Raw genomic sequence first — 25,071 nt, 5'->3', positions numbered from 1 at the left:
TTCACCCCTCAAATATTGTGTCGTACTTTACAGCTATATTGCATATCAAGACAAAAAGAAAACGGTAGCACATGTTTGATGACACCATTTTCTGTTCTAATCACGCTATTTTTCAATGTTACAATGAAACTTTACCCGTAAAAGTACACACTTGTTGAACATAAATTTTTCATCTTATTACTTTACCATACATATATATCAAAATCAACATTTAACACTTTTCAATATATGATAGCCTTTACTATTCCTAATTGATTCTGCATTTCCAAAGACTGCCATCATCTTTTTCTTAGCTGAAGGCATCCCTTGTTTCTTTTGAATAACAACATATAATTCACCTTCATGCATCAGCTTATCATAAGCATCTTCCAATATCTGATGTACAACTTGCTTTCCAGCACGAATAGGTGGATTGGTTAAGATATAGTGTTGCGATGCCGCTGCTACTTCAGCTAATCCATCACTTTCTTGTATTGATACATTATCAATCTGATTACGTTTTGCATTTTTACGTGCTAACTCAAGCGCTCTATGATTGACATCAAGCATTGTAAGCTGATCGTGCGGCGCAACTTTAGCAAGTAACAATCCAATCGGACCATACCCACACCCAACATCCGCAATTAACTTCGCTTGACCTGGTGGATGCTCACTCAAAAATGTTTGCACTAATAAATCAGAACCAAAATCAACCTTATCTCTTGAAAAGACCCCTGCATCTGTCGTTAATGTTAGGCGCTGTTTATAGCACTCATAAACGATTTCTCTTTCATCAGATTGTGCATCAGGATGTGCGTCATAATAATGACTCATAGACCTTCACACCTTATTTCTATATAAATTCTTTTAATATAAATGAGGTTAGGATAAAAGCGTTGACGATTTAAAATGAATCGAACAATGTATAAACTATGTTCTGCACCTTATCGAAAGTCCCACTTCCGAAACATCATTTAATTGTTTGCTCAATACACATTCATGATATTTCTGACTCATTTATATATTCAAAAACCCGCTATTTTCATGAAATAGCGGGTTTTCACTTATCAATGAATTATTTTAATTCTACTGAAGCGCCAACTTCTTCTAATTGTTCTTTAAGTTTTTCAGCTTCTTCTTTAGGCATAGCTTCTTTGATGATGCTTGGAGCACCGTCAACTAATTCTTTAGCGTCTTTTAAGCCTAAGCCAGTTGCTTCTTTAACAGCTTTAACAACTTTGATTTTTGATGATCCAGCTGAAGTTAACTCAACGTCAAATTCAGATTTTTCAGCAGCTGCGTCTCCACCTGCTGCGCCTGCTGCTGCAACTGGTGCTGCTGCAGTTACACCAAATTCTTCTTCGATTGCTTTAACTAAGTCGTTTAATTCTAAAACTGACATTTCTTTAATTGCTTCAATGATTTGCTCTTGATTAGCCATGTTAATATTCCTCCATTTTTTAACTAATTTGTTTAATGTATTGATTACTCTGCGTTTTCTTCTTTGTTTTCACCAACAGCTTTAACTGCATAAGCGAAGTTGCGGATTGGCGCTTGTAATACAGAAAGAAGCATTGATACAAGACCGTCGTGTGATGGTAATGAACCAACTGTTTTAACTTCTTCAGCAGTGATTACGCTACCTTCCATGACACCTGTCTTAATTTCTAAAGCTTCGTGTTCTTTAGCGAATCCAGCGATAACTTTAGCTGGTGCAACGACATCTTCAGTTGTGAAAGCAACTGCAGTTGGTCCAGTGAAATGTTCATCTAAACCTTCGATACCAGCTTGTTCAGCTGCACGACGTAACAATGTGTTTTTGTAAACTTTGTATTGTACGCCTGCTTCACGTAATTGCTTACGTAATTCTGTCACTTCAGCTACTGTTAAACCACGGTAGTCAACTACTACTGTAGAAACAGAAGATTTAAGTTGCTCTGCGATGATGTCAACTTGTTGTTTTTTCGCTTCAATGATTCCAGACATTTAGACACCTCCATAGATAATTTTTATGCTTTTAAATATCCAAGATGTCTCTCGAATAAAAAAAGCACTTTTTACCCAGGGCAAAAAGTGCTTGAAAGTTTTCACGTTCAAGTCAATTTAGCCTCGGTAGGATGATCTTTTAAGTATATTCATACTCCTACTGTCTTAGGTAAAATATTCAACAAAGTTAAATATAACTGTTTTCTTCTCATTAGTCAACAATTATTTCTAACTTTGTTTAAAATAAAGCGCAAAACAATCTAGTGATCATTTTACGCTTGTATCAATAAACTATAGTTTGAAAGTTGCAGTATCTACTTTGACACCAGGGCCCATTGTAGTTGTAACTGAAACTGATTTGAAGTAAGTACCTTTAGCTGATGCTGGTTTCGCTTTTGTTAAAACATCTAATAATGTTTTGAAATTGTCTACAAGTTTGTCAGCATCGAATGATACTTTACCGATAGATGCATGTACGATACCTGCTTTTTCAGCACGGTATTCAACTTTACCAGCTTTGATTTCTTCAACAGCTTTTGTAACATCCATTGTTACTGTACCTGTTTTAGGGTTTGGCATTAAACCTTTAGGTCCTAATACACGACCTAATTTACCAACTTCACCCATCATGTCAGGTGTTGCAACAACAACGTCAAAATCAAACCAACCTTGTTGGATTTTGTTCACGTATTCAGCGTCACCAACGTAGTCAGCGCCTGCTGCTTCTGCTTCTGCAATTTTGTCGCCTTTAGCGAATACTAATACACGTTGTGATTTACCAGTACCGTGTGGTAATACTACCGCGCCACGGATTTGTTGGTCGTTTTTACGTGTATCAATTCCTAAACGGAATGCTACTTCAACTGAAGCATCGAAGTTAGCAACTGAAGTTTCTTGAGCTAATTTAATCGCTTCTTCTACAGCGTAGAATGCTTGGCGATCAATTTTGCTAACTGCTTCTTGATACTTTTTACCTTTTTTAGCCATTATTATTGTCCTCCTTTAGTGGTGTTATCGGAATGTCCTCCCACGTTTACTTGCCTTAATAGCAAGTTGAGCGCAGATAGCCCATGCGTCTTTGCGCTTTTACAATGTCATCTGACATAACAAAGGGGTCTATCTGCGTTCACTACAAAATTTATCATTTGTTCGTTTTAATTACGTGTTGACGTTAATACAATTACTCAACAACAATACCCATACTACGTGCAGTACCTTCAACGATACGCATAGCCGCTTCTTCGTCAGCAGCGTTTAAGTCTGGCATTTTTGTGTTAGCAATTTCACGTACTTGATCTTTAGTTACAGTAGCAACTTTTGTTTTGTTAGGCTCACCAGAACCTTTTTCAACGCCTGCTGCTTTTTTAAGTAAAACTGCTGCAGGTGGTGTTTTAGTAATGAATGTAAATGAACGGTCTTCATATACATAAATTTCTACTGGAATGATTAAACCTACTTGTTCTTGCGTACGTGCGTTAAATTCCTTTGTGAAAGCCATAATGTTCACACCGGCTTGACCTAATGCAGGACCAACTGGTGGTGCTGGGTTTGCTTTACCTGCTGGAATTTGTAACTTAACTACTTTTTCAACTTTTTTAGCCACGATGTGCACCTCCTTGATATCGTGATGTGGTCACAGGGCTCATTTTTGCCCTCCCACTCTTAACATTTCGTGACGAAATGTAGCGCTATAAATGCGCGACCTCGTTATTATATCATCTAGATGTTTAGATTACAACACAAAACTTTATTTTCTTATTACACTGATTTAAAGTTTTTCAATTTGGTCAAATTCTACTTCAACTGGTGTTTCACGACCAAACATATCTACCAATACTGTCAATTTGAATTTGTCTGCTTCAATACTTTCTACTTCACCAACTTGGTTTGCAAATGGGCCAGAAGTAACACGTACTTGTTCGCCTAATTCAACTTCAACATCAATTGTTTTTTCTTTCATGCCCATCTGTTTCAAGATAAAGCGTGCTTCTTCAGGTAATAATGGGTTCGGTTTAGAACCTGCCCCTGCTGATCCAACAAAACCTGTTACACCAGGTGTATTACGTACAACGTACCAAGACTCATCTGTCATAACTAATTCTACTAGTACGTACCCTGGGAATGTTTTCTTCATTGATTTTTTTGCTTTACCATCTTTTACTTGTGTTTCCTCTTCCTCAGGAATCACAACGCGGAAAATTTGTTCAGTCATATTCATAGACTCAACACGTTTTTCCAAATTTTGTTTTACTTTATTCTCATATCCTGAATAGGTATGAACTGCATACCAATGTTTCGCACCGAAATCTTCAGACATGCTGACATCTCCTCACTCACTATTTTATCATTTTAATTACTTGACCAATTCCAATATCTAAACCGTAGAAAAATAGCAAGAAGAACACTACTGTAAGTACTACGATTGTTGTATATTTTACAAGTTCGGGACCGGTAGGCCAACTTGTTTTTTCCATCTCTGACTTGACACCTTGGAAGAAGCTCTCTTTTTTAGCCATAGTCGTCTTTCCCTCCAATTATTTGGATTCTTTATGAAGCGTATGTGTTTGACATGCCGCACAAAACTTCTTTAATTCTAATCGATCTGTTCGATTGGTTGATTTTGGAAGATGGTAGTTGCGGCTTCCACATTTTTCACAATTAAGCGGTACTTTTTTCACTTTAACTCACCTTAATCCTATAATACTCATTAACTATACATAAGGTCACGTTCAGTTGTCAATCTACATTCACATGCAATACAGCTTTCAATTTCTCTCGTACACGGTAGATCGTATTATATATTTTCTTTGGGGGCAATGCCATCTCTCGTGCTATTTCTGCCGGTTTCCACTCTTGGTATAAATATTCACACACTTGTCTTTCAATTGGTGTAAATGTTCTAAATGACTCTTTATTTACCGAACATAACATATCATTGTAAATGGCTGCATCTACCGGATTTTCATAAACATGACATTTGTAAGCATTTTGATATTGTGTAGATTGCATATACAAATCAAAAATACGTTGTCTGTTCATTTTTTTTGCGTCGATAGTCTAACTTGCGTCTACGAATTGTTCGATTGATGTAATGTTCAAAGGGGGCTGAGTGCGTCTCAGGAGAATGACATAATTTTTGATATAAGCGAATGACCGTCTCTTGAACTAAGTCTTCACGCTCATAATCATGAATACTAAAATCATCAAAAGACTGGGTCGCCCGCTTTCGGATATCTTTCAGTTGTAGTTCTAGGTGGTGGAATTCACTAGCCGAGGAAGCTGGAAGATAAGGACATGGGGATTTTTCAATTTGATTCATTGAATCGCCTCGCTTTATTTACAGGGTGGGATATTAGCGTATGAATATCCTCCCAAAAAATCAAATCGAGACCTTTCAATTATTGATGTTTACCACGTCTTATTTTTTCAAATTCTGTTAAGACTTCTTCCGACAAGTGCATTCGTGTACGTGGTTTTTGTGCTTCAAAAGATGAGAGCGTTTTGGTAACAGCTGTTTTATTTTCTTTTAAATGGCGCCACATTTCTCTAGAAGAAATACGGTAAGCCCCCGTACCAAAGATAGCATGTTGCTCGCTCATATCACTCGTTACAACGGTAATATGCGTTAAATGTTTATTATAGATATTATAAACATAGCGTTCAATAAAGCTATCTGCCGTTTCTCCCTCTTTTGTAAATATCACCCTCACGCCATGATACACTGTCTCTGACTGTGGTGAGCCTTGTTCGTATGCATCAAACACACAAATGATATGCCCCTTCACGAGTGCATTATAGTTTGCGATTTCAATGAGTAATTGTTCTCGTGCTTCCTCAAGGTTTTCCTTGGCAAGGCGCATTAATTCTGGTGATTGGCCGATCATATTATAACCGTCAATAATCACATAATAATCTTTCATGAATTACTTGTCACCGCCAATAGGTTGACGTTTTCTCAACACCTCATACATCATCAAACTTGCTGCAACTGACGCATTTAAGCTATTCACATGACCGACCATTGGAATCTTAATATAGAAATCACACTTCTCTTTGACACGACGACTCATTCCTTGCCCTTCACTGCCGATGACAATTGCAAGTGGCATATCTGCTTGCATTTGACGATAATCCGTTGCATGATCGGCTTCTGTACCTGCCACCCAATATCCTTGGTCTTTCAGTACATCAATTGTTTGAGATAAATTTGTAACACGTATTACTGGTACGTGTTGGATGGCGCCTGTTGATGCTTTAGCAACTGTTTGTGTCAGTGCAACTGAACGACGCTTAGGAATAATAATCCCGTCTACACCCGTTGCATCCGCTGTTCTCAGAATAGAACCCAAGTTATGAGGATCTTCTAAACCATCAAGAATAAGAACGGTTGAAAGTCCTTCTTTCTTTCCTTGTTGTGCCAAGAAATTTTCTAATGTCTCATATTCATATGGCGCAATATATGCTGCAACCCCTTGATGAGGCGCTGTTGAAATTTGGTCTAATTTCGATTTTGGGACGGTTTGTACCACCAATTTTAAATCTTTCGCATATTTTAAAATATCGTCAATCTGCTGCTTTTTTACACCCTCTTGAATTAAGACTTTATTCACAGCATGGCCACTCGTAATAGCTTCACGAACGGCATGACGTCCAACGATTACTTCTGATTCCATTATCTAACACCTCTTTTCTACTTGTCTTACAATTTCACTTAACAATGCACCCATTCGTGATGCTTGTTCTGTTAAATGTAAATAGCCAATTACCGCTTCAAGCCCTGAGCTCTTGCGATATGTTTGAATATCCGTATTTTTTGCTTTTGTATGACTTTTAGCGTTGCGACCACGCTTTACAATAGCTAATTCTTCCTCTGTAAACCAATCATCTGCTAACAACGTTTCTAATGTCTGTGCTTGACTTTTAGCAGAAACGAACCGTTTGGCCTCTTGATGCAAACGGTTCGGTTTACTTTGATACTTTAAAATAATGTGCTGACGAACAAACTGATCAAGCACCGCATCTCCCATATAGGCAAGTGTGAGTGGGCTTAATTGTTTGAAATCATTCGGATTACACACGTTTAAATCTCACACCTTGTAGCGTATCTTCTAATAAAATATTTTGTGCTTTGAGTTGGTCGCGAATCTCATCTGCACGAGCAAAGTCTTTGTTTTTACGCGCTTCATTACGTTCTTCAATTAATGCTTCAACATCTGCATCCAGCAATTCTTCTGTACGTGATGATTGAAGTGGAACACCTAATACATCGCTAAAGATTTGGAATACTTCTTTAAAGCGTGTGATAACGGCTGTTGCTGTATTATCTTCTAACAAGTATTTATTTGTTAATTTTGCTAAGTCATACCAAGCAGTAATAGCATTCGCTGTGTTAAAGTCATCATCCATCACTTTTTCAAATTGTGCTAAAATCGCATCAATTTGGTCGATATAATCCTGTGCAACTACTAAGTCTGTCGCAGCTGATTCACGTGCAATCAGTGCCTCATAACTATTGCGAATACGTGTTAGTCCACTCTTCGCAGCTTCAACAAGCTCTAAGTTATAGTTAATCGGGCTACGGTAATGAACACTGATCATGAAAAAGCGTAATACATCCGGATCTACTTCTTTAATAATGTCATGAACTAAAATAAAGTTCCCAAGTGACTTACTCATCTTCTCATTATCAATATTAATGAAGCCGTTATGCATCCAATAGTTTGCAAATGGGGCATGGTTATGACATTCAGATTGTGCGATTTCATTTTCATGGTGTGGGAATTGTAAATCACTACCACCTGCATGAATATCAATTGTTGGCCCAAGTTTTTCAAATGCCATTACAGAGCATTCAATATGCCAGCCTGGACGCCCTTCACCAAAAGGACTTTCCCAACTAATTTCACCAGGTTTCGCTTTTTTCCACAATGTGAAGTCTAAAGCATCTTCTTTATTTTCACCTTGTTCAATACGCGCACCGACTTTTAAATCGTCCAATGATTGATGGCTTAACTTCCCATACTCATCAAACTTGCGTGTTCTGAAGTAGACATCGCCGCCACTTTCATAAGCATATCCTTCATCAACAAGTTTTTTAATGAATGCAATAATCTCATCCATATGATCCATAACACGTGGGTTCGCTGTTGCAGGCTTAACATTCAATGCCCCTGTATCTTCATGGAATGCTTTAATATATCTTTCAGCAATTTCCGGAACGGTTTCATTCAATTCTTGTGAACGTTTGATGAGTTTATCATCTACGTCTGTGAAGTTCGATACATAATTCACTTCAAAACCTTTATATTCTAAATAACGTCTTACTACATCATAATTGATTGCTGGTCGTGCATTACCGATATGGATGTAGTTGTAGACGGTTGGTCCACATACATACATTTTTACTTTTCCTGGTTCAATGGGCTTAAAGGGCTCTTTTTGGCGCGTTAATGTATTATATAATGTAATCATCTTTAATCTCTCCGTTTTTCGTTTGTTCGAGTTGTCTTTCAAGTTGTTTAATTTGTTCGTAAATTGGGTCTGGTAAGTTCAAGTGATCGAAGTTTTTACCGATGCGCTTGCCACCTTGTTTTACAATACGTCCAGGAATACCTACAACTGTTGTAAAACTTGGAACATCTCTTAATACAACAGAGTTTGCTCCGATATTCACATTCGAATGCACTGTAATGTTCCCTAAAACTTTAGAACCCGCTGCAATCAGTACATTATCACCAATATCAGGGTGACGCTTTCCTTTTTCTTTACCTGTACCACCTAAAGTAACACCTTGATAGATCGTTACATTGTCTCCGATTGTACACGTTTCACCGATAACAACACCCATCCCGTGATCGATGAATAGACGACGTCCAATCTTGGCACCTGGGTGTATTTCAATACCTGTAAAAAAGCGTGAAATTTGTGAAATAATGCGCGCTGATACGTAATGCTTTTTTTGATACAATTTATGCGCGATTAAATGACTCCATACAGCATGCAAACCAGCATATGTCGTAATGACTTCAAAGGTTGAACGTGCAGCTGGGTCCTGTTCAAATACCATCTTCACATCATCCATCATGCGTCTTAACATATCGTTCCCTCTTTTCTCACGGTTTTAATGTGCTTTGTAAAAATAGCACCTCTAACATCAATTTGTCAGAGGTGCTATTGCACGGTTCCACTCTCAATTAATATACACACATCAAATCATGTATTGTATATTCACTTATTGGTTTTATAAAACTGTTATCCTAAAGGTGCATTCGACTATACAGGTGATGTACTCGCAGCATCCGTACACTCTCTGAAACACTTGTAATAGCTTACTAATCCTTTATTCCAAATTCACTTTAATAGTAGTCGATTTAACTACCGATATCAAGTTAAACACTATAGTAACTTTTGAATACGTGTCAATACTTTGTCTTTACCTAATACTTCAATTGTATTCGGTAACTCTGGTCCATGCATTTGTCCTGTCACAGCAACTCGAATTGGCATAAACAGATTTTTCCCTTTAATACCTGTTTCTTTTTGGACCGCTTTAATTTCTTTTTTGATATCTTCTGCTTTGAAAGTTTCAAGTGCTTCTAATTTCGCACTCAATACGCGCATCAATTCAGGAACTTGCTCCCCATTCAATACTTCTTGAGCAGCTTCATCAAGTTCTTTTTCATCACGGAAGAACAACTCAGAAAGTGGTACAATTTCACCCGCATAACTCATTTGTTCTTGGTATAAAGCAACCAACTTGCGACCCCATTCAAGGTCCGCTTCAGATGGAGACTCCGGTAATAGACCTGCCTTAATCATATGTGGCAATGTCATTTCAAATACTGTCTCTGCATCTTTTTCTTTCATGTACTGGTTGTTAATCCACTCAAGCTTTTGTTTATCGAAAAATGCAGGTGATTTTGAAAGACGTTTTTCAGTAAAGATATCGATGAATTCTTGTTTAGAGAAAATTTCTTCTTCACCTTCTGGAGACCAACCTAATAACGCGATAAAGTTAAAAATCGCTTCAGGAAGGTAACCTAAATCACGATATTGCTCGATAAATTGTAAAATTTGACCGTCACGTTTACTTAGCTTTTTACGTTGTTCATTCACAATCAATGTCATGTGACCGAAACGTGGTGGTTCCCAACCGAATGTTTCGTAAATCATTAATTGTTTTGGTGTATTTGAAATATGGTCATCTCCACGAATTACATCTGTAATTTCCATGTAGTGGTCATCCACTGCTACCGCAAAGTTATATGTTGGGACACCGTCTTTTTTCACGATCACCCAGTCACCGAAGTTATCTGATTCAAAAGACACTTCGCCTTTAACCATATCATCAAACTTGTACGTACGATCCTGTGGTACACGGAAACGGATAGATGGTTGACGACCTTCCGCTTCAAATTGTGCACGTTCTTCTTCTGTTAAATGTGCATGCTTACCACCGTATCTTGGCATTTCACCGCGTTCGATTTGCTCTTGTCGTTCCGCTTCTAATTCTTCTTCTGTCATATAACATTTGTATGCTTTATCTTCTGCTAACAACTGATCGATTAATGGTTGATAAATGTGTCCACGCTCTGATTGGCGATAAGGACCGTAGCCTTTATCTTTATCCACTGATTCGTCCCAATCAAGACCTAGCCATTGTAAGTTATTAAATTGTGATGATTCACCATCTTCTAAGTTACGCTTTGAATCCGTATCTTCAATGCGAATTACAAAATCGCCACCGTAATGTTTAGCGAATAAATAGTTAAATAATGCTGTACGTGCGTTACCAATATGCAAATATCCTGTTGGACTTGGTGCATATCTTACTCTTACTCGTTCACTCATCGTATTCACTCCTGTTTTTATCTTCAATTTTTATATTATAACACGGGAACACTACAGAAATCTCATGTTTTAACAAAGATTTCATCGTAGTGCTTATGAGGTATGAGGGAAGCGCTTTGGATTTGAGCAGAATCAGAACAATGAGAAAAATTGCTTTTTGATTTTGTCGAATTACGTGTAGTAGTTGATTGATATGCGTTCGTGTCTTTTAAGACTTGTCACATATCTAATCACCTTTACAGGGAATGTTTATGTTTTCTGTAATACTCCCTATTTTTCTGAAAAACCTGCTCCTTGAACACTGACATCTTTTGATTTTAAGTCAACTACGCTCACCTTTTACCCCTGTTTTTGTACAACTGAAACAATGGCTTGTGCTGCAATACCTTCTTGGCGACCTGTAAATCCAAGTTTTTCACTTGTCGTTGCTTTCACATTGACCCATTCAATACCGATTTCAAATAAATCCGCAATCACTTGACGCATTGTATCGATGTGTGGACGGAATTTTGGTCGCTCTGCAATAATGGTTGCATCTACATTATTAATGACATAGCCTAATGCTTTTACTTCTTTATATGCTTCTTTTAATAATACTTTTGAATCGGCATCTTTGAAGGCCATATCCGTATCTGGAAATAATTTACCAATATCTCCAAGCGCACATGCACCTAACATTGCATCTGTTATTGCGTGTAACAAAACATCGGCATCGCTATGTCCTTTAAGTCCATGTGTATGTGGAACTTCAATTCCTCCAATAATGAGAGGTCGTGTTTCATCAAAAGCATGGACATCGTATCCTAACCCTACTCTAAACATGATCTATGCCACTCCTTTTTTCAATAATTGCCTGTGCATTTGTTAAATCTTCTTCTGTTGTTACTTTAATATTATCGTAATTGCCTTCTACCATAAATACTGAATGTCCTGCATACTCAAGTAGAGAGGCATCATCTGTACCAACAATACCTTTTGTACGTGCCTGATCATATGCATCTTTTAATACTTGATAAGTGGCACCCTGTGGCGTTTGTACTTGCCACAAATAATTGCGATCTAACGTCTCAGTCACGAATTGATCACGAACGACTTTAATTGTATCTTTGGCTTTCACACCAATCACTGCTGCACCGTGTGTATGTATTGCATCTGCGAGGTCATGAATTGCTGATTGTGTGATAAATGGACGTGCACCATCATGTACTAATACAACATCCTCACCCGGCAGTTCTAATTGATCAATAACTTTATGAATGCTTTCTTGACGCTCTCGACCACCCTCGATGAATCCCTTTACTTTATCAAAGCATGCAAGGCGCGTTGTCAATATCTGTTGATCCTCAGGTTGAACAGCAAGATATATGCCTTTACAAGCTGGATCTTGTTGGAACACATGGACAGTATGTTCAATGATCGTTTGCTGTGAAATTTCAATAAGTAATTTATTATACGTACGTCCCATACGCGTCCCTTTACCAGCCGCTGGGATAATCACATGATAATCTGTCATTCACTTAGCCACCTTTTTATTTTATTGCTATGTCTGATTTTTATCATTTCAACGCATATTTCAATGCTTCATGTACCGACGTGACACCAATTACTTCAATACCTTCAGGGAACGTCCATCCCCCGATATTTGTTTGAGGAATAATGACACGTTTAAATCCCAACTTAGCTGCTTCTTGCACACGTTGTTCAATACGTGACACACGTCGCACTTCCCCTGTAAGCCCCACTTCGCCTACAAAGCAATCCAAACCATCTACAGCACGATCTTTGAAACTTGTTGCTGTCGCGATAATAATCCCTAAGTCGACAGCAGGCTCTGTTAATTTCACGCCCCCTGCCACTTTAATATAGGCATCTTGCTGTTGTAACAAGTAGCCTTCTTTCTTCTCTAGCACAGCCATTAACAAGCTTAAGCGATTATGGTCGATCCCCGTTGCCATACGACGTGGGTTGTTGAAGGTAGTTGGTGTAACAAGTGCTTGAACTTCAATTAATAATGGGCGTGTCCCCTCAATCGTAGCAACAATTGTCGATCCTGGCACATTAGATGAGCGCTCTTCCAGAAACATTTCTGATGGATTCACAACGCTATGTAACCCTGACTGTTTCATTTCAAAAATGCCCATTTCATTTGTAGAACCAAAACGGTTTTTCACCGCGCGTAAAATACGATACGCATGATGCTCGTCCCCTTCAAAATAGAGAACAGTATCTACCATATGTTCTAACAAACGTGGCCCTGCAATCTGACCTTCTTTTGTCACATGACCTACAATAAATGTCGCCACATTCATTTGTTTAGCAATATGCATCAAACTTTGTGTACTCTCTCGTACTTGTGACACTGACCCTGGCGCTGATGTAATATCTGGATGAAAAATCGTTTGAATCGAGTCGACAACAATCAACTCTGGCTCTAATTTTTTCACGGCTTCATGAATAATTTCTAAATTCGTTTCCGCAAAAACATTTAAAGCACTCGCATCTTCTTCTAAACGATCTGCGCGCAATTTTGTTTGGTTTAATGATTCCTCACCTGTGATATACAGAATCTTACGTTCTTTAGATAATGACGCACACATTTGTAATAACAAGGTTGATTTCCCAATTCCTGGATCACCACCGATTAATACAAGTGACCCCTGGACAATGCCCCCACCTAATACACGATTTAATTCTCGACTTTTCGTCAAAATACGAGGTGCTTGTTCTTGTTTCACATCATTCAATTTTTGAACTTTTGCTGTTGATTCAGAGCGTACACCATGTTTCGCACTCGTTGTCTTCTGTTCAATCGTCTCTTCCATACTATTCCATGCGCCACAATTTGGGCACTTACCCATCCACTTGGGAGATTGATAACCACACGCTGTACATTCAAAGGTTACTTTCTTTTTCGCCATACCGATAACACCTCCATCTCTTTTATCTCCTCATCTATTTTATACTGGTGACCGTTACTTGACAACGGCGACACTATCATACATTTAAACAAAAAAAAGATTGAGCACGAAACCTCTATATTAAAAGGTTCCGCCATCTCAATCTTTAAACATATATTATGCTGTTGGCTCTGCTGATTCACGTTCTGTTACATTGTATTGGAATGTTTCACCATCGTAATCAACTGTTACCAATTTACCATCTAATTCTTTTCCTTCAAGAATTAATTCACTTAAGTTGTCTTCTACTGTTTTTTGGATTGCACGAACGAGTGGACGTGCACCATATTCCGGGTCATAACCTTCAGCTGCAATTTTTTCTTTTGCTGCTTCTGTCACACTTACATGAATATTTTGTTCAGATAAGCGTTTTGTTAATTGATTTACCATTTTTGTAACGATTTCTTTTAATTCGTCTTTATCCAATTTGTGGAAGACGATAATATCATCTACACGGTTTAAGAACTCTGGACGGAAGGCATTTTTAAGACTCTTCATCATTGTATTTCGAATTGTTTCATAGTCGCTGCCTTCTGATTTGCCACCAAAACCTGCAAAACGTTGATCTTGTAATTCTTGTGCCCCAACGTTAGAAGTCATGATAATCACTGTGTTTCTAAAATCAACACGGCGACCTTTTGTATCTGTTAAATGACCATCATCTAGTACTTGTAATAATACGTTGAAAATATCTGGATGTGCTTTTTCAATTTCATCAAATAAAATAACTGAGTAAGGTTTGCGACGTACTTTTTCTGTCAATTGACCTCCGTCATCATGACCTACATATCCAGGAGGTGCTCCGACTAAACGACTCACAGCATGTTTCTCCATGTATTCACTCATATCAACACGAATCATCGCATCTTCTTCACCGAACATAGATTCAGCAAGAGCACGTGCGAGTTCAGTTTTACCAACACCTGTTGGTCCTAAGAAGATAAAGCTACCGATTGGACGTTTTGGATCTTTAAGTCCTGCACGTGCACGACGTACCGCTTTAGAAATTGAAGTCACGGCATCTTTTTGACCAATGACACGCTCATGTAATGTTTCTTCAAGGTTGAGTAAACGATCAGATTCCGTTTCATTCAATCGTGTTAACGGAATGCCTGTCCAACCTGCGATTACTTCTGAAATATCATCCGCTACAAGTTTTGTATGCTGCTCACCTTGATTATTTTTCCATTCATTTTTTGCCGCTTCATATTGTGATTCTAATTTTGTTTGTTTATCACGTAAGTTAGCTGCATTTTCAAATTCTTGCGCATGAACTGCCGCATCTTTTTCATTTTTCACTTGTTCAATTTGTTGCTCAAGATCTTTTAAGTTCGTTGGTGTTGTATGATGTCTTAAGCGTACTTTTGAACTTGCTTCATCGATTAAGTCAATCGCTTTGTCTGGTAAGAAACGGTCTTGAACATAACGGTCACTTAACTTCGCTGCTGCTTCGATTGCTTCATCAGAAATGTTAATGCTGTGATGCGCTTCATAACGATCTCTTAATCCTTTTAAGATTGAAATGGTATCTTCAACACTTGGTTCGTCTACTTGTACAGGTTGGAAACGACGCTCAAGCGCTGCATCTTTTTCGATATGCTTACGGTATTCATCTAATGTTGTTGCACCAATGCATTGGATTTCTCCACGTGCTAAAGCTGGTTTTAAAATGTTTGATGCATCGATTGCACCTTCTGCACCACCTGCACCAATCAATGTGTGTAATTCATCGATAAAGAGAATGACATTGCCCGCTTGATGAATTTCTTCCATTACTTTTTTCAAGCGTTCTTCAAATTCACCACGGTATTTTGTACCTGCTACCACTGTCCCCATATCTAATGACATGACGCGTTTACCTTTTAATGTTTCAGGTACTTCGTTGTTAACAATTGCTTGTGCTAATCCTTCTGCAATCGCTGTTTTACCAACACCTGGTTCACCAATTAATACTGGGTTATTTTTCGTACGACGACTTAATACTTCAATCACACGTGTAATTTCTTTGCTACGCCCCACAACAGGATCTAATGTGCCATCTTTAGCAATCACTGTTAAGTCACGTGCTAAACTATCTAATGTTGGTGTATTGTCTGATTTAGAAACTTGACCATTATTTGATGCCATTTCTGGGCTACCAAGTGCTTTAACAACTTGTGCGCGTGCTTTTGTAATATTTAAATCTAAGTTCGCAAATACACGTGCTGCGACACCTTCATTTTCACGAATTAATCCAAGTAAGATGTGTTCTGTTCCAACAAAGTTGTGTTGAAGTTTACGTGCTTCATCCATTGATAGTTCAATGACTTTTTTTGCACGTGGTGTATAGTGCAATGTACCGATGTGTTCTTGTCCGTGACCAATCAATTTTTCAACTTCATTGACTACTTTTTCTTCAGTAATATCAAAGCTTTCTAATACTTTTGCTGCAATGCCTTCTGGTTCCTTCATTAAACCTAATAATAAATGTTCTGTTCCAATATTCGAATGATTGAATCGAATTGCTTCTTCTTGTGCATGTGCTAATACACGTTGTGCACGTTCTGTTAATCTACCAAATAACATAAGTTAACCTCCAATTTTATAAATACTGTCTTAAAATATATGCGCGTTTTGCTTCGATTGGATGCGCTGTTTCCTCATCTATTAAAAATGGTGATTGTATCGCAATCATCATTGCATTAAAATCAAATTCCGGCATATCTAACACACCGAGATCAATACCTAGCTTAATATCGCTCAAACGATAAGACGCCTCTTCTACAGAAATACGGCGAGCATATTTTAAAATACCGAGAGAACGGTAAATGCGATCTAGCGTCTCATTCTCCTTGTGTGCTAACAAGCGTTGGCGTTCTTCTAATTCTTCATTAATAATTTGTGACACCAACTCTGTTAATGCCTCAATAATCTCTTCTTCTGACTTACCAAGTGTGAGCTGATTCGACACTTGGTACACATGACCATACACTTGTGACCCCTCACCATAAATACCACGAATCGTAAAGCCAAAACGGTTGATGGATTGGGCAATACGGTTCATGCGTTTCATAATGGATAAGGCAGGAAGGTGTAACATCACACTAGCACGCATACCTGTTCCAATATTTGTTGGGCAAGTTGTCAAATAGCCAAGCGTCTCATCATAGCTAATATCAACCTCTGCGTCTAGCTGATCATCAATATCTGATGCACGTTGATACAGGTCATCTAGTGCTAAGTCATTGCCCATTACTTGGATGCGTACATGGTCTTCCTCATTAACCATGACACTCACTGTTTCATCGTCATTCAACAAAACTGCCGCAGCGGGCTGTTTTGTGAGTTCTGGACTGATCAAATGCTTTGCTACAAGCTTATAGGCACTTTGTTGATCCATATCAGATAATCGTTTCACTTTTAAATCTGTGAGTGCATCTTGTACCTCATTCACGACACGATGTCCTTCATCTTCATTAGGAAACATCAAAGGATGAACGTAATTTTCAAGGTTACGTGCTAAGCGAATGCGTGAAGACATAACGACTGGTTGAAGAACTTCCTGTTGTTCATTTTGCAACGGTGCATCATATTCATTCGTCATCTTGTCTCAACACCTCGCTTTGTTTCGTTTCTTCTAATGCTTGGATTTCGTCACGGACAACAGCCGCTTCTTCAAAAGCTTGTTGTGCAACGAGTTTTTCTAAGTGGGCACGCTTTTCTTCAATTTGACGTCTTAATAAACGTTTGTTATGTGATGACTTCGGATACTTACCCGAATGCTCCAAGTGACCCCCTTGTACACGGCGTACAATATCAGCCACATCATCACGAAATGTGTCATAACAATCTCTGCATCCAAACTTACCAACGTGTGCGATATCCTTTAATGTCATCTGACAAGTTGGACAGCGCTTTTCTTCACGATACATCATTTGATCTACATTAATACCGTGTTTTGCTGCAAGATGTTGTAAGATTTGCTGAATGACAAATGTACCTTCTACATCATCACCTTCATGCCACTGTGCATCTGAATGTCCATGTGAATGATCTTGAGACAGATGAATGTCCGTTTCTTTATGTGAATTTGCTTTTTTCAATTGTTGCTCTTCTTCATGACGATACATGACGCATCACCTTCTCACCTTTAATAATAATTAATCACTGGTAACAATCGTTTCATGATATTGGCACGAATAATATCACGTGCAGCCACATCTAATTTCAATGTTTCACGATCAATCACTGCTGCAATCATTTTCGCTTCACGCTCTGAAATTAAGTCATTCTCTAACAAGCCATCTATAATATAGTAAGCTTGCTGTTGCGATAACGATGTACCAATCAGTGACATCAAGTGTTTAATGTAGTTGGCGTGATCTTTCGTTTCAATCTTAGTGATACGAATATAACCACCGCCACCACGTTTACTTTCTATTTCATAACCGTGTTCATTCGTAAATCTTGTCTTTATTACATAATTGAGCTGAGATGGTACGCAATCAAAACGTTCGGCAATATTCGCACGTTGTATTTCCACAACATCCGCCTGTGCCTCTTCAAACAATTGCTTAATGTATTGCTCTATAATATCTGACATATTGTGCATCATATCACCCCTTTTGACCATCTTTGACTATATTATATGACCAACTTTGACCTTTTTCAAACAATATGTTTTTTATTTCTTAATTTTGTCATGTTAATGCTTACATTTATGTTGTATTATAGAGTTAGTGAAAAAAATAATAAATTTGAATTAGAGGTGTAATACATGCATATTATTATTGGGATTGTCGGCATCCTTGTTTTCTTAGCCCTTGCGCTAGTTGCAAGTTCAGACAGAAAGAATGTTCGCTGGCAATACATTGGTCTTATGCTTGCTATCCAAGTCGTTTTAGCCTTTTTCTTACTCAAAACGAGCATTGGGATTAAAATTGTCGGTGGTGTCGCTGCCGGATTTGGATACTTGCTTAAACAAGCAGCAGAAGGGATTAACTTTGTATTCGGTGGTTTAATGAACGAAGGCGAATCAACTTTCTTCATTAACGTTTTATTACCGATCGTATTCATTTCAGCATTAATCGGTATTTTACAATACTTAAAAATTTTACCAGTCATCATTAATGTACTTGGTTTCTTAATCTCAAAAGTAAACGGAATGGGACGTTTAGAGTCTTATAACGCAGTTGCTTCAGCTATCTTGGGACAATCTGAAGTATTCATTTCATTGAAAAAACAACTGCCATTCATTCCAAAACACCGTTTATACACATTAACAGCATCAGCTATGTCAACAGTTTCTGCGTCAATCGTTGGGGCATACTTCACAATGATTAAACCGGAATATGTAGTAACAGCCGTTGTCTTAAACTTATTCGGCGGTTTCATCATCGCATCTATTATCAATCCATATAAAGTAGATGAAGAGAATGATAAGTTATTAATCGATACTGAAGAAAAAAAACAATCATTCTTTGAAATGTTAGGGGAATACATTTTAGATGGTTTCAAAGTTGCTGTAATCGTAGGTGCTATGTTAATTGGTTATATCGCATTGATCTCATTATTAAATGGTATCGTAGGCGGTATTATCGCAATGGTTTCAGGCGGTTCATTAGATTGGAACTTCCAAACATTAATCGGATTCATCTTCGCACCACTTGCATTCTTAACAGGGATTCCTTGGAGCGATGCTGTTGACGCTGGTTCAATTATGGCAACAAAATTATTATCAAATGAGTTCGTTGCAATGACAGAACTTGCTAAAGTACAAGGCTTATCAGAACGCGCTGTTGGTGTTGTATCTGTCTTCTTAGTATCATTTGCCAACTTCAGCTCAATCGGTATCATCTCAGGTGCTATCAAATCATTAAACGATGAAAAAGGTGACGTTGTTGCCCGCTTCGGATTAAAACTTTTATTCGGTGCAACACTTGTATCATTCATCTCTGCAACAATCGCAGGATTCTTTATTTAAATATGACAAAAGCCATTCAAGTTCATTATCGAACTCGAATGGCTTTTTCTTATGGAAAGATACGGTTTCTAAAACAGTATTTATCAATCATTGATAACGTCCTGCTTTAAACTTTACTTTTTCAATTATAATGAGACTACTTTTTCAATAAAGTAACGCATCATCGATATATCTTCTGTTAATTCTGGATGGAATGACACACCTAAGTAACGTCCCTGTTGTACCGCAATGATTTTGTCATCAATGGTACCAAGTACAGCAACACCCTCACGTACAGATTGGATATGTGGCGCACGGATAAAAACACCTTCTACTGGTTGTTCAATCCCTTCAATATCTAACATCGCTTCAAAGCTATCTACTTGGCGACCAAATGAATTACGTTCAACCGTAATATTCAACTTTTTCAAGTACCCTTCTTCGCCTTCAATATCATCTGCAAGCACGATGAGTCCTGCACAAGTACCATACATCGGTAGTGAAGATTCACGCAATGCCTCTCTGAAACCATATAACGTCATCAGACGACGTAACGTTGTAGACTCACCACCTGGTATCACCAAACCATCTAACGTCTCTAACTGTGCGACAGTCTTCACAGCGACCGCCTCGTGACCACATGCTTCAATTTGTCGCATATGCTCACGAACAGCCCCTTGTAATGCTAATACACCAATTCTCATCTTACCAACCACGCTCTTGCATGCGTTCTTCTAATGAAAGTTGATTGATATCCAAGCCTTTCATTGCCGCACCTAAATCTTTCGCAAGACGACCAATTAATTCATAATCTTGGTAATGTGTTGTTGCTTGTACAATCGCCTTAGCAAATGTTTCTGGATCCTCTGATTTAAAAATACCTGAACCAACAAACACACCATCCGCACCAAGTTCCATCATCAATGCCGCATCTTGTGGCGTTGCAACACCACCTGCCGCAAAGTTAACAACTGGTAAGCGACCATGCTTTTTAATATCTTGAAGGATATGGTAAGGTGCACCAATATTTTTCGCTTCTGTCATCAACTCATCATCACTCATCACAGTAATACGCGCTACTTCTTGGTTCACCTGACGCATATGGCGTACTGCTTCCACAATGTTACCTGTACCTGGCTCACCTTTTGTACGTAACATTGCCGCACCTTCGCCAATACGACGTGCAGCTTCACCTAAATTACGACAGCCACATACGAATGGTACCGTATAGTCGCTCTTCTTCAAATGGAAAACTTCATCCGCTGGCGTTAATACTTCTGATTCATCTATGTAGTCGACACCCATTGCTTCTAATACACGTGCTTCTGTAATATGACCAATACGACACTTCGCCATGACTGGAATTGATACAGCATTCATTACTTCTTCTACAATTTTCGGGTTACATGCACGCGCAACACCACCTGCTGCACGAATATCTGATGGCACGCGCTCAAGTGCCATGACAGCAACTGCACCTGCAGCCTCTGCAATTTTTGCTTGCTCAGCATTGACAACGTCCATAATGACGCCACCCTTTTGCATTTCTGCCATCCCACGTTTAACACGTTCTGATCCTACTTGCTTTGTCATAAAAAATTTCCCCCTTTATAGTTGTTTAGATGTAGCTTATACTATTAACTGAACTGGTTAAAGTATCAAATTAATAAAAAATAAAGAGGTCAGATTGGAGAAGTTCTATGGAAATGCTCATGTTTCATATCGATAAGTCACAAAACCAACCCATTTATATGCAATTATATGAAAATATTCGCAGTAGCATCATTAACGGACAACTACAAGAAGATGAAAAATTACCATCAAAGCGTTTATTAGGTGACTATCTATCAATTAGTCAAACAACGATTGAAAATGCCTATGCACAATTAATTGATGAAGGCTATATCTATAGTAAACAACGTTCGGGTTACTTTGTGAGTGATATTGATACATTGCCATTGACTACATCTCAAAACGATATCGAATCAAAGACTATTTCAATGCCCAAAACTTCCTCACAATCACGTTACAATTTTCAGTTAGGTGCGATTGATAAAGCGCATTTTCCATTTAAACAATTTCGTAAGTTTGCTAAAGAAGCGTTTGATACACTTCAGGACAACTTAGTAGAATCTGGGAATCCTCAAGGAGAATTTGCATTGAGACAACAAATCAGTCACTATCTCTTTCACAGTCGTGGCGTACAATCTACACCTGAACAAGTGATCATTGCATCATCAACAGAACAATTGCTGTCTATCATTACAGATTTATTGCCTGAGCAGCACGCATTTATGTTGGAAGATCCGATTTACCCGCAAGTACCACAATTACTCAATCGGAAACATATCCCATATAGCTTTATCCCTGTACAAACAGACGGTATTCAAATGCGTGATATTGAACAGTGTCAAAACAATATTATTTATATTACACCTAGTCATCAGTTTCCTACAGGTGTGACCATGAGCTTACAAAATCGAATTAAATTACTTAAATGGGCAAACCAGCATCCTAACCGTTATATTATTGAAGATGACTACGATTCAGAATTTCGCTATGAAGGAAAGCCCATTCCAGCACTCCAAAGTTTAGATAATGGAGAACGTGTCATATATGTGAGTACTTTCTCAAAATCCATTGCACCAAGTATTCGTATTGCTTATGCTGTCTTACCCATTCATTTAGCAACACAATACCAAAGAACAGAGAATATCGAAGGTGGCACCGTTCCGCGTCATACACAATACATTGTTAGTCAATTTATGGAAAGTAATCAATTTGAGCGTCACCTTAACCGTATGCGTCGAATTTATCGTCAAAAGCGTGATATCCTTATCAATTATTTAACACAGTTCCCGTCACTTATTGAAATTGATGGTGCTCAAACCGGCATGCATTTTGTTATTACAATCAAAAATGGTCTGAGCGAACAGGAGTGTCTGCAACGATTCAAGTCATATGATATTAATCTGCAACCATTATCAGATTATCATTGTCAATACCAGGAAAATACACCACGTTTTGTCTTAGGTTTCGGAGGCATTGAAGATGATGACCTACAATACCATGCCGAACGACTCATACATGCTTTACAATAAAAATCGTATTACATATCTAGCTACGACAAAAACCTCCTTACACAGTCGATATATGACTTGTAAGAAGGTTTTTCTTAGTGTTCTAATAAATGTGGATTACGTTGATCCCCTTTATCATATAAAGCAATTTCCTGTAACTGCATCAACGCACGTCGTATTTGTGCATAATGATTCAAGTCTGGTAAAGTCGTCATTTCTTGCTGAACAATTCCGTATTCCAGATGCTTAGCAATGTTCTCAAACACAAGTAAGTATGACCCCATTGTCTCCGCATTCAATAGATCTTTAGGTGGGTATTGTAAACATTGAAGTAACTTAAAATGAATTTGTTGTAAGAGAAACATCGCCGGATAATAATATTGCGTTCGTTTCCGATTAGAAGACCACTCTCCATAAGCATGACGATACATTGTCTCCATATTATCTAACTGCAACTTTAGACGTAAGCTATCACGATGTACCGTTCTCTCAACTGGATATCCATTATCCGAAAATAAATAATGAAACATTTGACTTTCAATACGTACAACATTTCCCATCATTTCCGGTAGACGTTTACTTGCCAAACGTTGTCCAATTAAAAGCACACCTATTACTGCAATAAGAATCCCAACAGTCGTATCAAGGAATCTTGGTAACGCAATCATCATCGTTAAATGCCCTTGTGCTAGACCTCCTAATAAAATAACTTGCACGGTAATTGCAATCATTGCCAAAGCATAATTTGCTCCAATCAACATCTCAGTCAATGCACTGCATATACACATTACCAGCACGACAGTAATCAAATTCGGCTCAAATAGTAGCAGCCCGATCGCAATCACAATACCAATCAACGTCCCAATCCAACGACCACCTGCCCTTTCAATACTGGCAATAGTCGTACCTCCAATAAGTACAGTGTGCGCACTAAGTGGGATCCAATAAGCCCGTTCAAAGTCAAAAGTCAGTGCAATCACAATCGCACATCCCACAATCAATGAATATCGCATAGTCGCAATAAAATTCATTGATTCTGGTGTCAAATTGTATCGAAGTCTTGCCAAATATTGAGGAGACTTTACCTGTGCCTGACGTTTTACTTGATCATCTGGCATATGTAAAACCTCGTCTATCTTATAAATGAGTTGAACTAAGCCATCAAATTTTTCTGGAACGTCTATCCGTTTACGCCAAGCCTCATCAGGTGAAACACCTTCAATCATACTTGAAGTCAGATAATCCATCATTTCCAACACAATGGGTGGTAATGGACGATGCCCTTTAGCATTTAGTTCAAGCAACTCAGAGTAGATTCCTTCAGCCACATAATGAAGGAGAATAAATCGTTGATATGACGCAGACTTTCTTTGTAGAGACGATCGCGTCGTACTCAAAATATCAGATGACAAAATCAATGTCGTAACAGCTGTCTTTGTTAAATCATTGAACGTGACTTGGTCATTAAAGTGATGCACCAATTGTCTAATCTGAATATAATCTTGTTGCACAGCTGCTTGTTCAGGTTGTTCCCCTTTTAACTTACTTTCCACATATACAAGAATCATCCCTAACAAGCCACCACATCCAACTAAAGCACCTCGATACAAAAAGGCATGAGGATCTTCAGGCATTACACTCGATAAACTATAAGCAATGATAAAGAATGTTGAAGAAGGCCCCGGAATATGGAGTGTGGTAAAAACATAATACGGAATGACAGCTACTAAGAGCAGCCCAATACCAAATAAAATCGGGTAACTTACAGTGAATGTCCCCAACATCATCGCAACAACTAAACCACATGTCGCAAAAGTCACTGCACGCATACGCGACGTAAAGGTCCCTTTAAAAACATAAATATGTGCAAATGTCCCAATTGAGACGAGTAATGCAAGTGACATGTTATGCGTGCACACACCATATAAAAGTGGCAAGAGCATCAACAATCCTTGGCGAATACCACGATTCATATCAATCTTATTGGTATCCACATAAGTGACATGTTTTAAATAATGCTTCATGTTCTTTCACCTTTCTTCTCTGCTTTTAAAACACAAAAAAAGAGAAGTCATATTGACCTCTCTTAGAAGAATTACCTGGCACCGTCCTACTCTAGCGGAACGTCAGTTCAACTACCATCGGCGCTAAAGAGCTTAACTTCTATGTTCGGCATGGGAACAGGTGTGACCTCTTTGCCATTGGCACCAGATAAAATGAATGTTATACATTCAAAACTAGATAGTAAGTATATCAGTTACACAAACAAAACCTTGTG

The 25,071-nt window shown here is 38.2% G+C and carries 28 protein-coding genes, 1 rRNA gene and 1 other annotated feature; of the genes, 2 read left to right on the top strand and 27 right to left on the bottom strand.

What is annotated here, in order from left to right:
• Window positions 1–204: 204 nt before the first annotated feature.
• From MUA88_RS01270 to MUA88_RS01160, 23 genes are all read right to left on the bottom strand, one after another.
• On the bottom strand, window positions 205–813 hold the full coding sequence (locus MUA88_RS01270) for a class I SAM-dependent methyltransferase (RefSeq protein ID WP_262604354.1): 609 nt from the start codon (window positions 811–813) through the stop codon (window positions 205–207).
• A gap of 241 nt (window positions 814–1,054) precedes the next feature.
• The gene (gene rplL, locus MUA88_RS01265) at window positions 1,055–1,420 is read right to left on the bottom strand and encodes a 50S ribosomal protein L7/L12 (RefSeq protein WP_103358666.1); all 366 of its coding nucleotides are present in this window, start codon (window positions 1,418–1,420) and stop codon (window positions 1,055–1,057) included.
• 44 nt (window positions 1,421–1,464) lie between these two features.
• A complete protein-coding gene (gene rplJ / locus MUA88_RS01260; RefSeq protein ID WP_095115223.1) occupies window positions 1,465–1,965 on the bottom strand; it encodes a 50S ribosomal protein L10 in 501 nt (166 codons plus the stop codon).
• A 49-nt stretch (window positions 1,966–2,014) separates the two neighbouring features.
• Window positions 2,015–2,153: a sequence feature (ribosomal protein L10 leader region), on the bottom strand.
• Window positions 2,154–2,256: 103 nt separating this feature from the next.
• Window positions 2,257–2,952: a 50S ribosomal protein L1 gene (gene rplA, locus MUA88_RS01255; protein WP_262604353.1), complete on the bottom strand. Its 696-nt coding sequence runs from the start codon at window positions 2,950–2,952 to the stop codon at window positions 2,257–2,259.
• A gap of 193 nt (window positions 2,953–3,145) precedes the next feature.
• Entirely contained in the window at window positions 3,146–3,568 is a 423-nt protein-coding gene (gene rplK / locus MUA88_RS01250; protein WP_044359250.1) for a 50S ribosomal protein L11, read from the bottom strand.
• A gap of 165 nt (window positions 3,569–3,733) precedes the next feature.
• Window positions 3,734–4,282 carry a transcription termination/antitermination protein NusG gene (gene nusG / locus MUA88_RS01245; protein ID WP_262604352.1) on the bottom strand — a complete coding sequence of 183 codons (549 nt, stop codon included), beginning with the start codon at window positions 4,280–4,282 and terminating at the stop codon, window positions 3,734–3,736.
• Window positions 4,283–4,301: 19 nt separating this feature from the next.
• Window positions 4,302–4,481, bottom strand: a complete 180-nt coding sequence (secE, locus tag MUA88_RS01240; protein WP_262604351.1) for a preprotein translocase subunit SecE — start codon at window positions 4,479–4,481, stop codon at window positions 4,302–4,304.
• A gap of 18 nt (window positions 4,482–4,499) precedes the next feature.
• A complete protein-coding gene (gene rpmG / locus MUA88_RS01235) occupies window positions 4,500–4,643 on the bottom strand; it encodes a 50S ribosomal protein L33 (protein WP_262604350.1) in 144 nt (47 codons plus the stop codon).
• Window positions 4,644–4,701: 58 nt separating this feature from the next.
• Window positions 4,702–5,004, bottom strand: a complete 303-nt coding sequence (locus tag MUA88_RS01230; RefSeq protein WP_262605655.1) for a helix-turn-helix transcriptional regulator — start codon at window positions 5,002–5,004, stop codon at window positions 4,702–4,704.
• On the bottom strand, window positions 4,982–5,284 hold the full coding sequence (locus MUA88_RS01225; protein WP_262604348.1) for a sigma factor: 303 nt from the start codon (window positions 5,282–5,284) through the stop codon (window positions 4,982–4,984). Before MUA88_RS01225 ends, MUA88_RS01230 begins: the two co-directional genes overlap by 23 nt.
• 79 nt (window positions 5,285–5,363) lie before the next feature.
• On the bottom strand, window positions 5,364–5,885 hold the full coding sequence (locus MUA88_RS01220; RefSeq protein WP_262604347.1) for an NYN domain-containing protein: 522 nt from the start codon (window positions 5,883–5,885) through the stop codon (window positions 5,364–5,366).
• A gap of 3 nt (window positions 5,886–5,888) precedes the next feature.
• Window positions 5,889–6,638, bottom strand: a complete 750-nt coding sequence (gene rlmB / locus MUA88_RS01215; RefSeq protein WP_262605654.1) for a 23S rRNA (guanosine(2251)-2'-O)-methyltransferase RlmB — start codon at window positions 6,636–6,638, stop codon at window positions 5,889–5,891.
• Between the two features lie 3 nt (window positions 6,639–6,641).
• Window positions 6,642–6,992, bottom strand: coding sequence for a Mini-ribonuclease 3 (locus MUA88_RS01210; RefSeq protein WP_262605081.1), 351 nt, complete (start codon window positions 6,990–6,992; stop codon window positions 6,642–6,644).
• Between the two features lie 43 nt (window positions 6,993–7,035).
• Window positions 7,036–8,436: a cysteine--tRNA ligase gene (cysS, locus tag MUA88_RS01205; RefSeq protein ID WP_262605653.1), complete on the bottom strand. Its 1,401-nt coding sequence runs from the start codon at window positions 8,434–8,436 to the stop codon at window positions 7,036–7,038.
• Complete coding sequence (gene cysE / locus MUA88_RS01200) at window positions 8,420–9,061, bottom strand: serine O-acetyltransferase (RefSeq protein WP_262605652.1); 642 nt, start codon at window positions 9,059–9,061, stop codon at window positions 8,420–8,422. The genes cysS and cysE overlap by 17 nt, the downstream gene beginning before the upstream one ends.
• 299 nt (window positions 9,062–9,360) lie before the next feature.
• The gene (gene gltX, locus MUA88_RS01195; RefSeq protein ID WP_262604343.1) at window positions 9,361–10,815 is read right to left on the bottom strand and encodes a glutamate--tRNA ligase; all 1,455 of its coding nucleotides are present in this window, start codon (window positions 10,813–10,815) and stop codon (window positions 9,361–9,363) included.
• 339 nt (window positions 10,816–11,154) lie between these two features.
• Window positions 11,155–11,637, bottom strand: coding sequence for a 2-C-methyl-D-erythritol 2,4-cyclodiphosphate synthase (ispF, locus tag MUA88_RS01190; RefSeq protein ID WP_262604342.1), 483 nt, complete (start codon window positions 11,635–11,637; stop codon window positions 11,155–11,157).
• Window positions 11,630–12,328 (bottom strand): 2-C-methyl-D-erythritol 4-phosphate cytidylyltransferase, encoded by a 699-nt coding sequence (gene ispD, locus MUA88_RS01185; protein WP_262604341.1) that lies wholly within the window; start codon window positions 12,326–12,328, stop codon window positions 11,630–11,632. The genes ispF and ispD overlap by 8 nt, the downstream gene beginning before the upstream one ends.
• A gap of 43 nt (window positions 12,329–12,371) precedes the next feature.
• A complete protein-coding gene (gene radA, locus MUA88_RS01180; RefSeq protein ID WP_262605651.1) occupies window positions 12,372–13,733 on the bottom strand; it encodes a DNA repair protein RadA in 1,362 nt (453 codons plus the stop codon).
• Window positions 13,734–13,889: 156 nt separating this feature from the next.
• A complete protein-coding gene (locus tag MUA88_RS01175) occupies window positions 13,890–16,337 on the bottom strand; it encodes an ATP-dependent Clp protease ATP-binding subunit (RefSeq protein ID WP_262604339.1) in 2,448 nt (815 codons plus the stop codon).
• 16 nt (window positions 16,338–16,353) lie between these two features.
• The gene (locus MUA88_RS01170) at window positions 16,354–17,355 is read right to left on the bottom strand and encodes a protein arginine kinase (RefSeq protein WP_262604338.1); all 1,002 of its coding nucleotides are present in this window, start codon (window positions 17,353–17,355) and stop codon (window positions 16,354–16,356) included.
• Window positions 17,345–17,881 (bottom strand): UvrB/UvrC motif-containing protein, encoded by a 537-nt coding sequence (locus MUA88_RS01165; protein ID WP_481906587.1) that lies wholly within the window; start codon window positions 17,879–17,881, stop codon window positions 17,345–17,347. The genes MUA88_RS01170 and MUA88_RS01165 overlap by 11 nt, the downstream gene beginning before the upstream one ends.
• Before the next feature lie 20 nt (window positions 17,882–17,901).
• Window positions 17,902–18,363, bottom strand: a complete 462-nt coding sequence (locus MUA88_RS01160) for a CtsR family transcriptional regulator (protein WP_262605080.1) — start codon at window positions 18,361–18,363, stop codon at window positions 17,902–17,904.
• Between the two features lie 165 nt (window positions 18,364–18,528).
• Between MUA88_RS01160 and MUA88_RS01155 the strand changes: the two genes are divergently transcribed.
• Window positions 18,529–19,734: a NupC/NupG family nucleoside CNT transporter gene (locus MUA88_RS01155; protein WP_262604337.1), complete on the top strand. Its 1,206-nt coding sequence runs from the start codon at window positions 18,529–18,531 to the stop codon at window positions 19,732–19,734.
• A 125-nt stretch (window positions 19,735–19,859) separates the two neighbouring features.
• Here the strand turns inward: MUA88_RS01155 and pdxT are convergent, their stop codons facing one another.
• The gene (pdxT, locus tag MUA88_RS01150) at window positions 19,860–20,417 is read right to left on the bottom strand and encodes a pyridoxal 5'-phosphate synthase glutaminase subunit PdxT (RefSeq protein WP_262604336.1); all 558 of its coding nucleotides are present in this window, start codon (window positions 20,415–20,417) and stop codon (window positions 19,860–19,862) included.
• A gap of 1 nt (window position 20,418) precedes the next feature.
• Window positions 20,419–21,306, bottom strand: coding sequence for a pyridoxal 5'-phosphate synthase lyase subunit PdxS (gene pdxS / locus MUA88_RS01145; RefSeq protein ID WP_262560070.1), 888 nt, complete (start codon window positions 21,304–21,306; stop codon window positions 20,419–20,421).
• Window positions 21,307–21,413: 107 nt separating this feature from the next.
• Between pdxS and pdxR the strand changes: the two genes are divergently transcribed.
• The gene (gene pdxR, locus MUA88_RS01140; RefSeq protein WP_262605650.1) at window positions 21,414–22,814 is read left to right on the top strand and encodes a MocR-like pyridoxine biosynthesis transcription factor PdxR; all 1,401 of its coding nucleotides are present in this window, start codon (window positions 21,414–21,416) and stop codon (window positions 22,812–22,814) included.
• A 74-nt stretch (window positions 22,815–22,888) separates the two neighbouring features.
• On the opposite strand, the gene MUA88_RS01135 is transcribed toward pdxR, so the two are convergent.
• Window positions 22,889–24,817, bottom strand: a complete 1,929-nt coding sequence (locus MUA88_RS01135) for an FUSC family protein (RefSeq protein WP_262605649.1) — start codon at window positions 24,815–24,817, stop codon at window positions 22,889–22,891.
• Between the two features lie 73 nt (window positions 24,818–24,890).
• Window positions 24,891–25,005, bottom strand: a 5S ribosomal RNA gene (gene rrf / locus MUA88_RS01130).
• Between the last annotated feature and the right edge of the window lie 66 nt (window positions 25,006–25,071).

The organism is Staphylococcus sp. IVB6240, assembly GCF_025558425.1.
In the GTDB taxonomy this organism is placed as follows: domain Bacteria; phylum Bacillota; class Bacilli; order Staphylococcales; family Staphylococcaceae; genus Staphylococcus.
The sequence above is the reverse complement of the archived record's forward strand: the minus strand, read 5'-3'. Positions and strand labels throughout refer to the sequence as shown.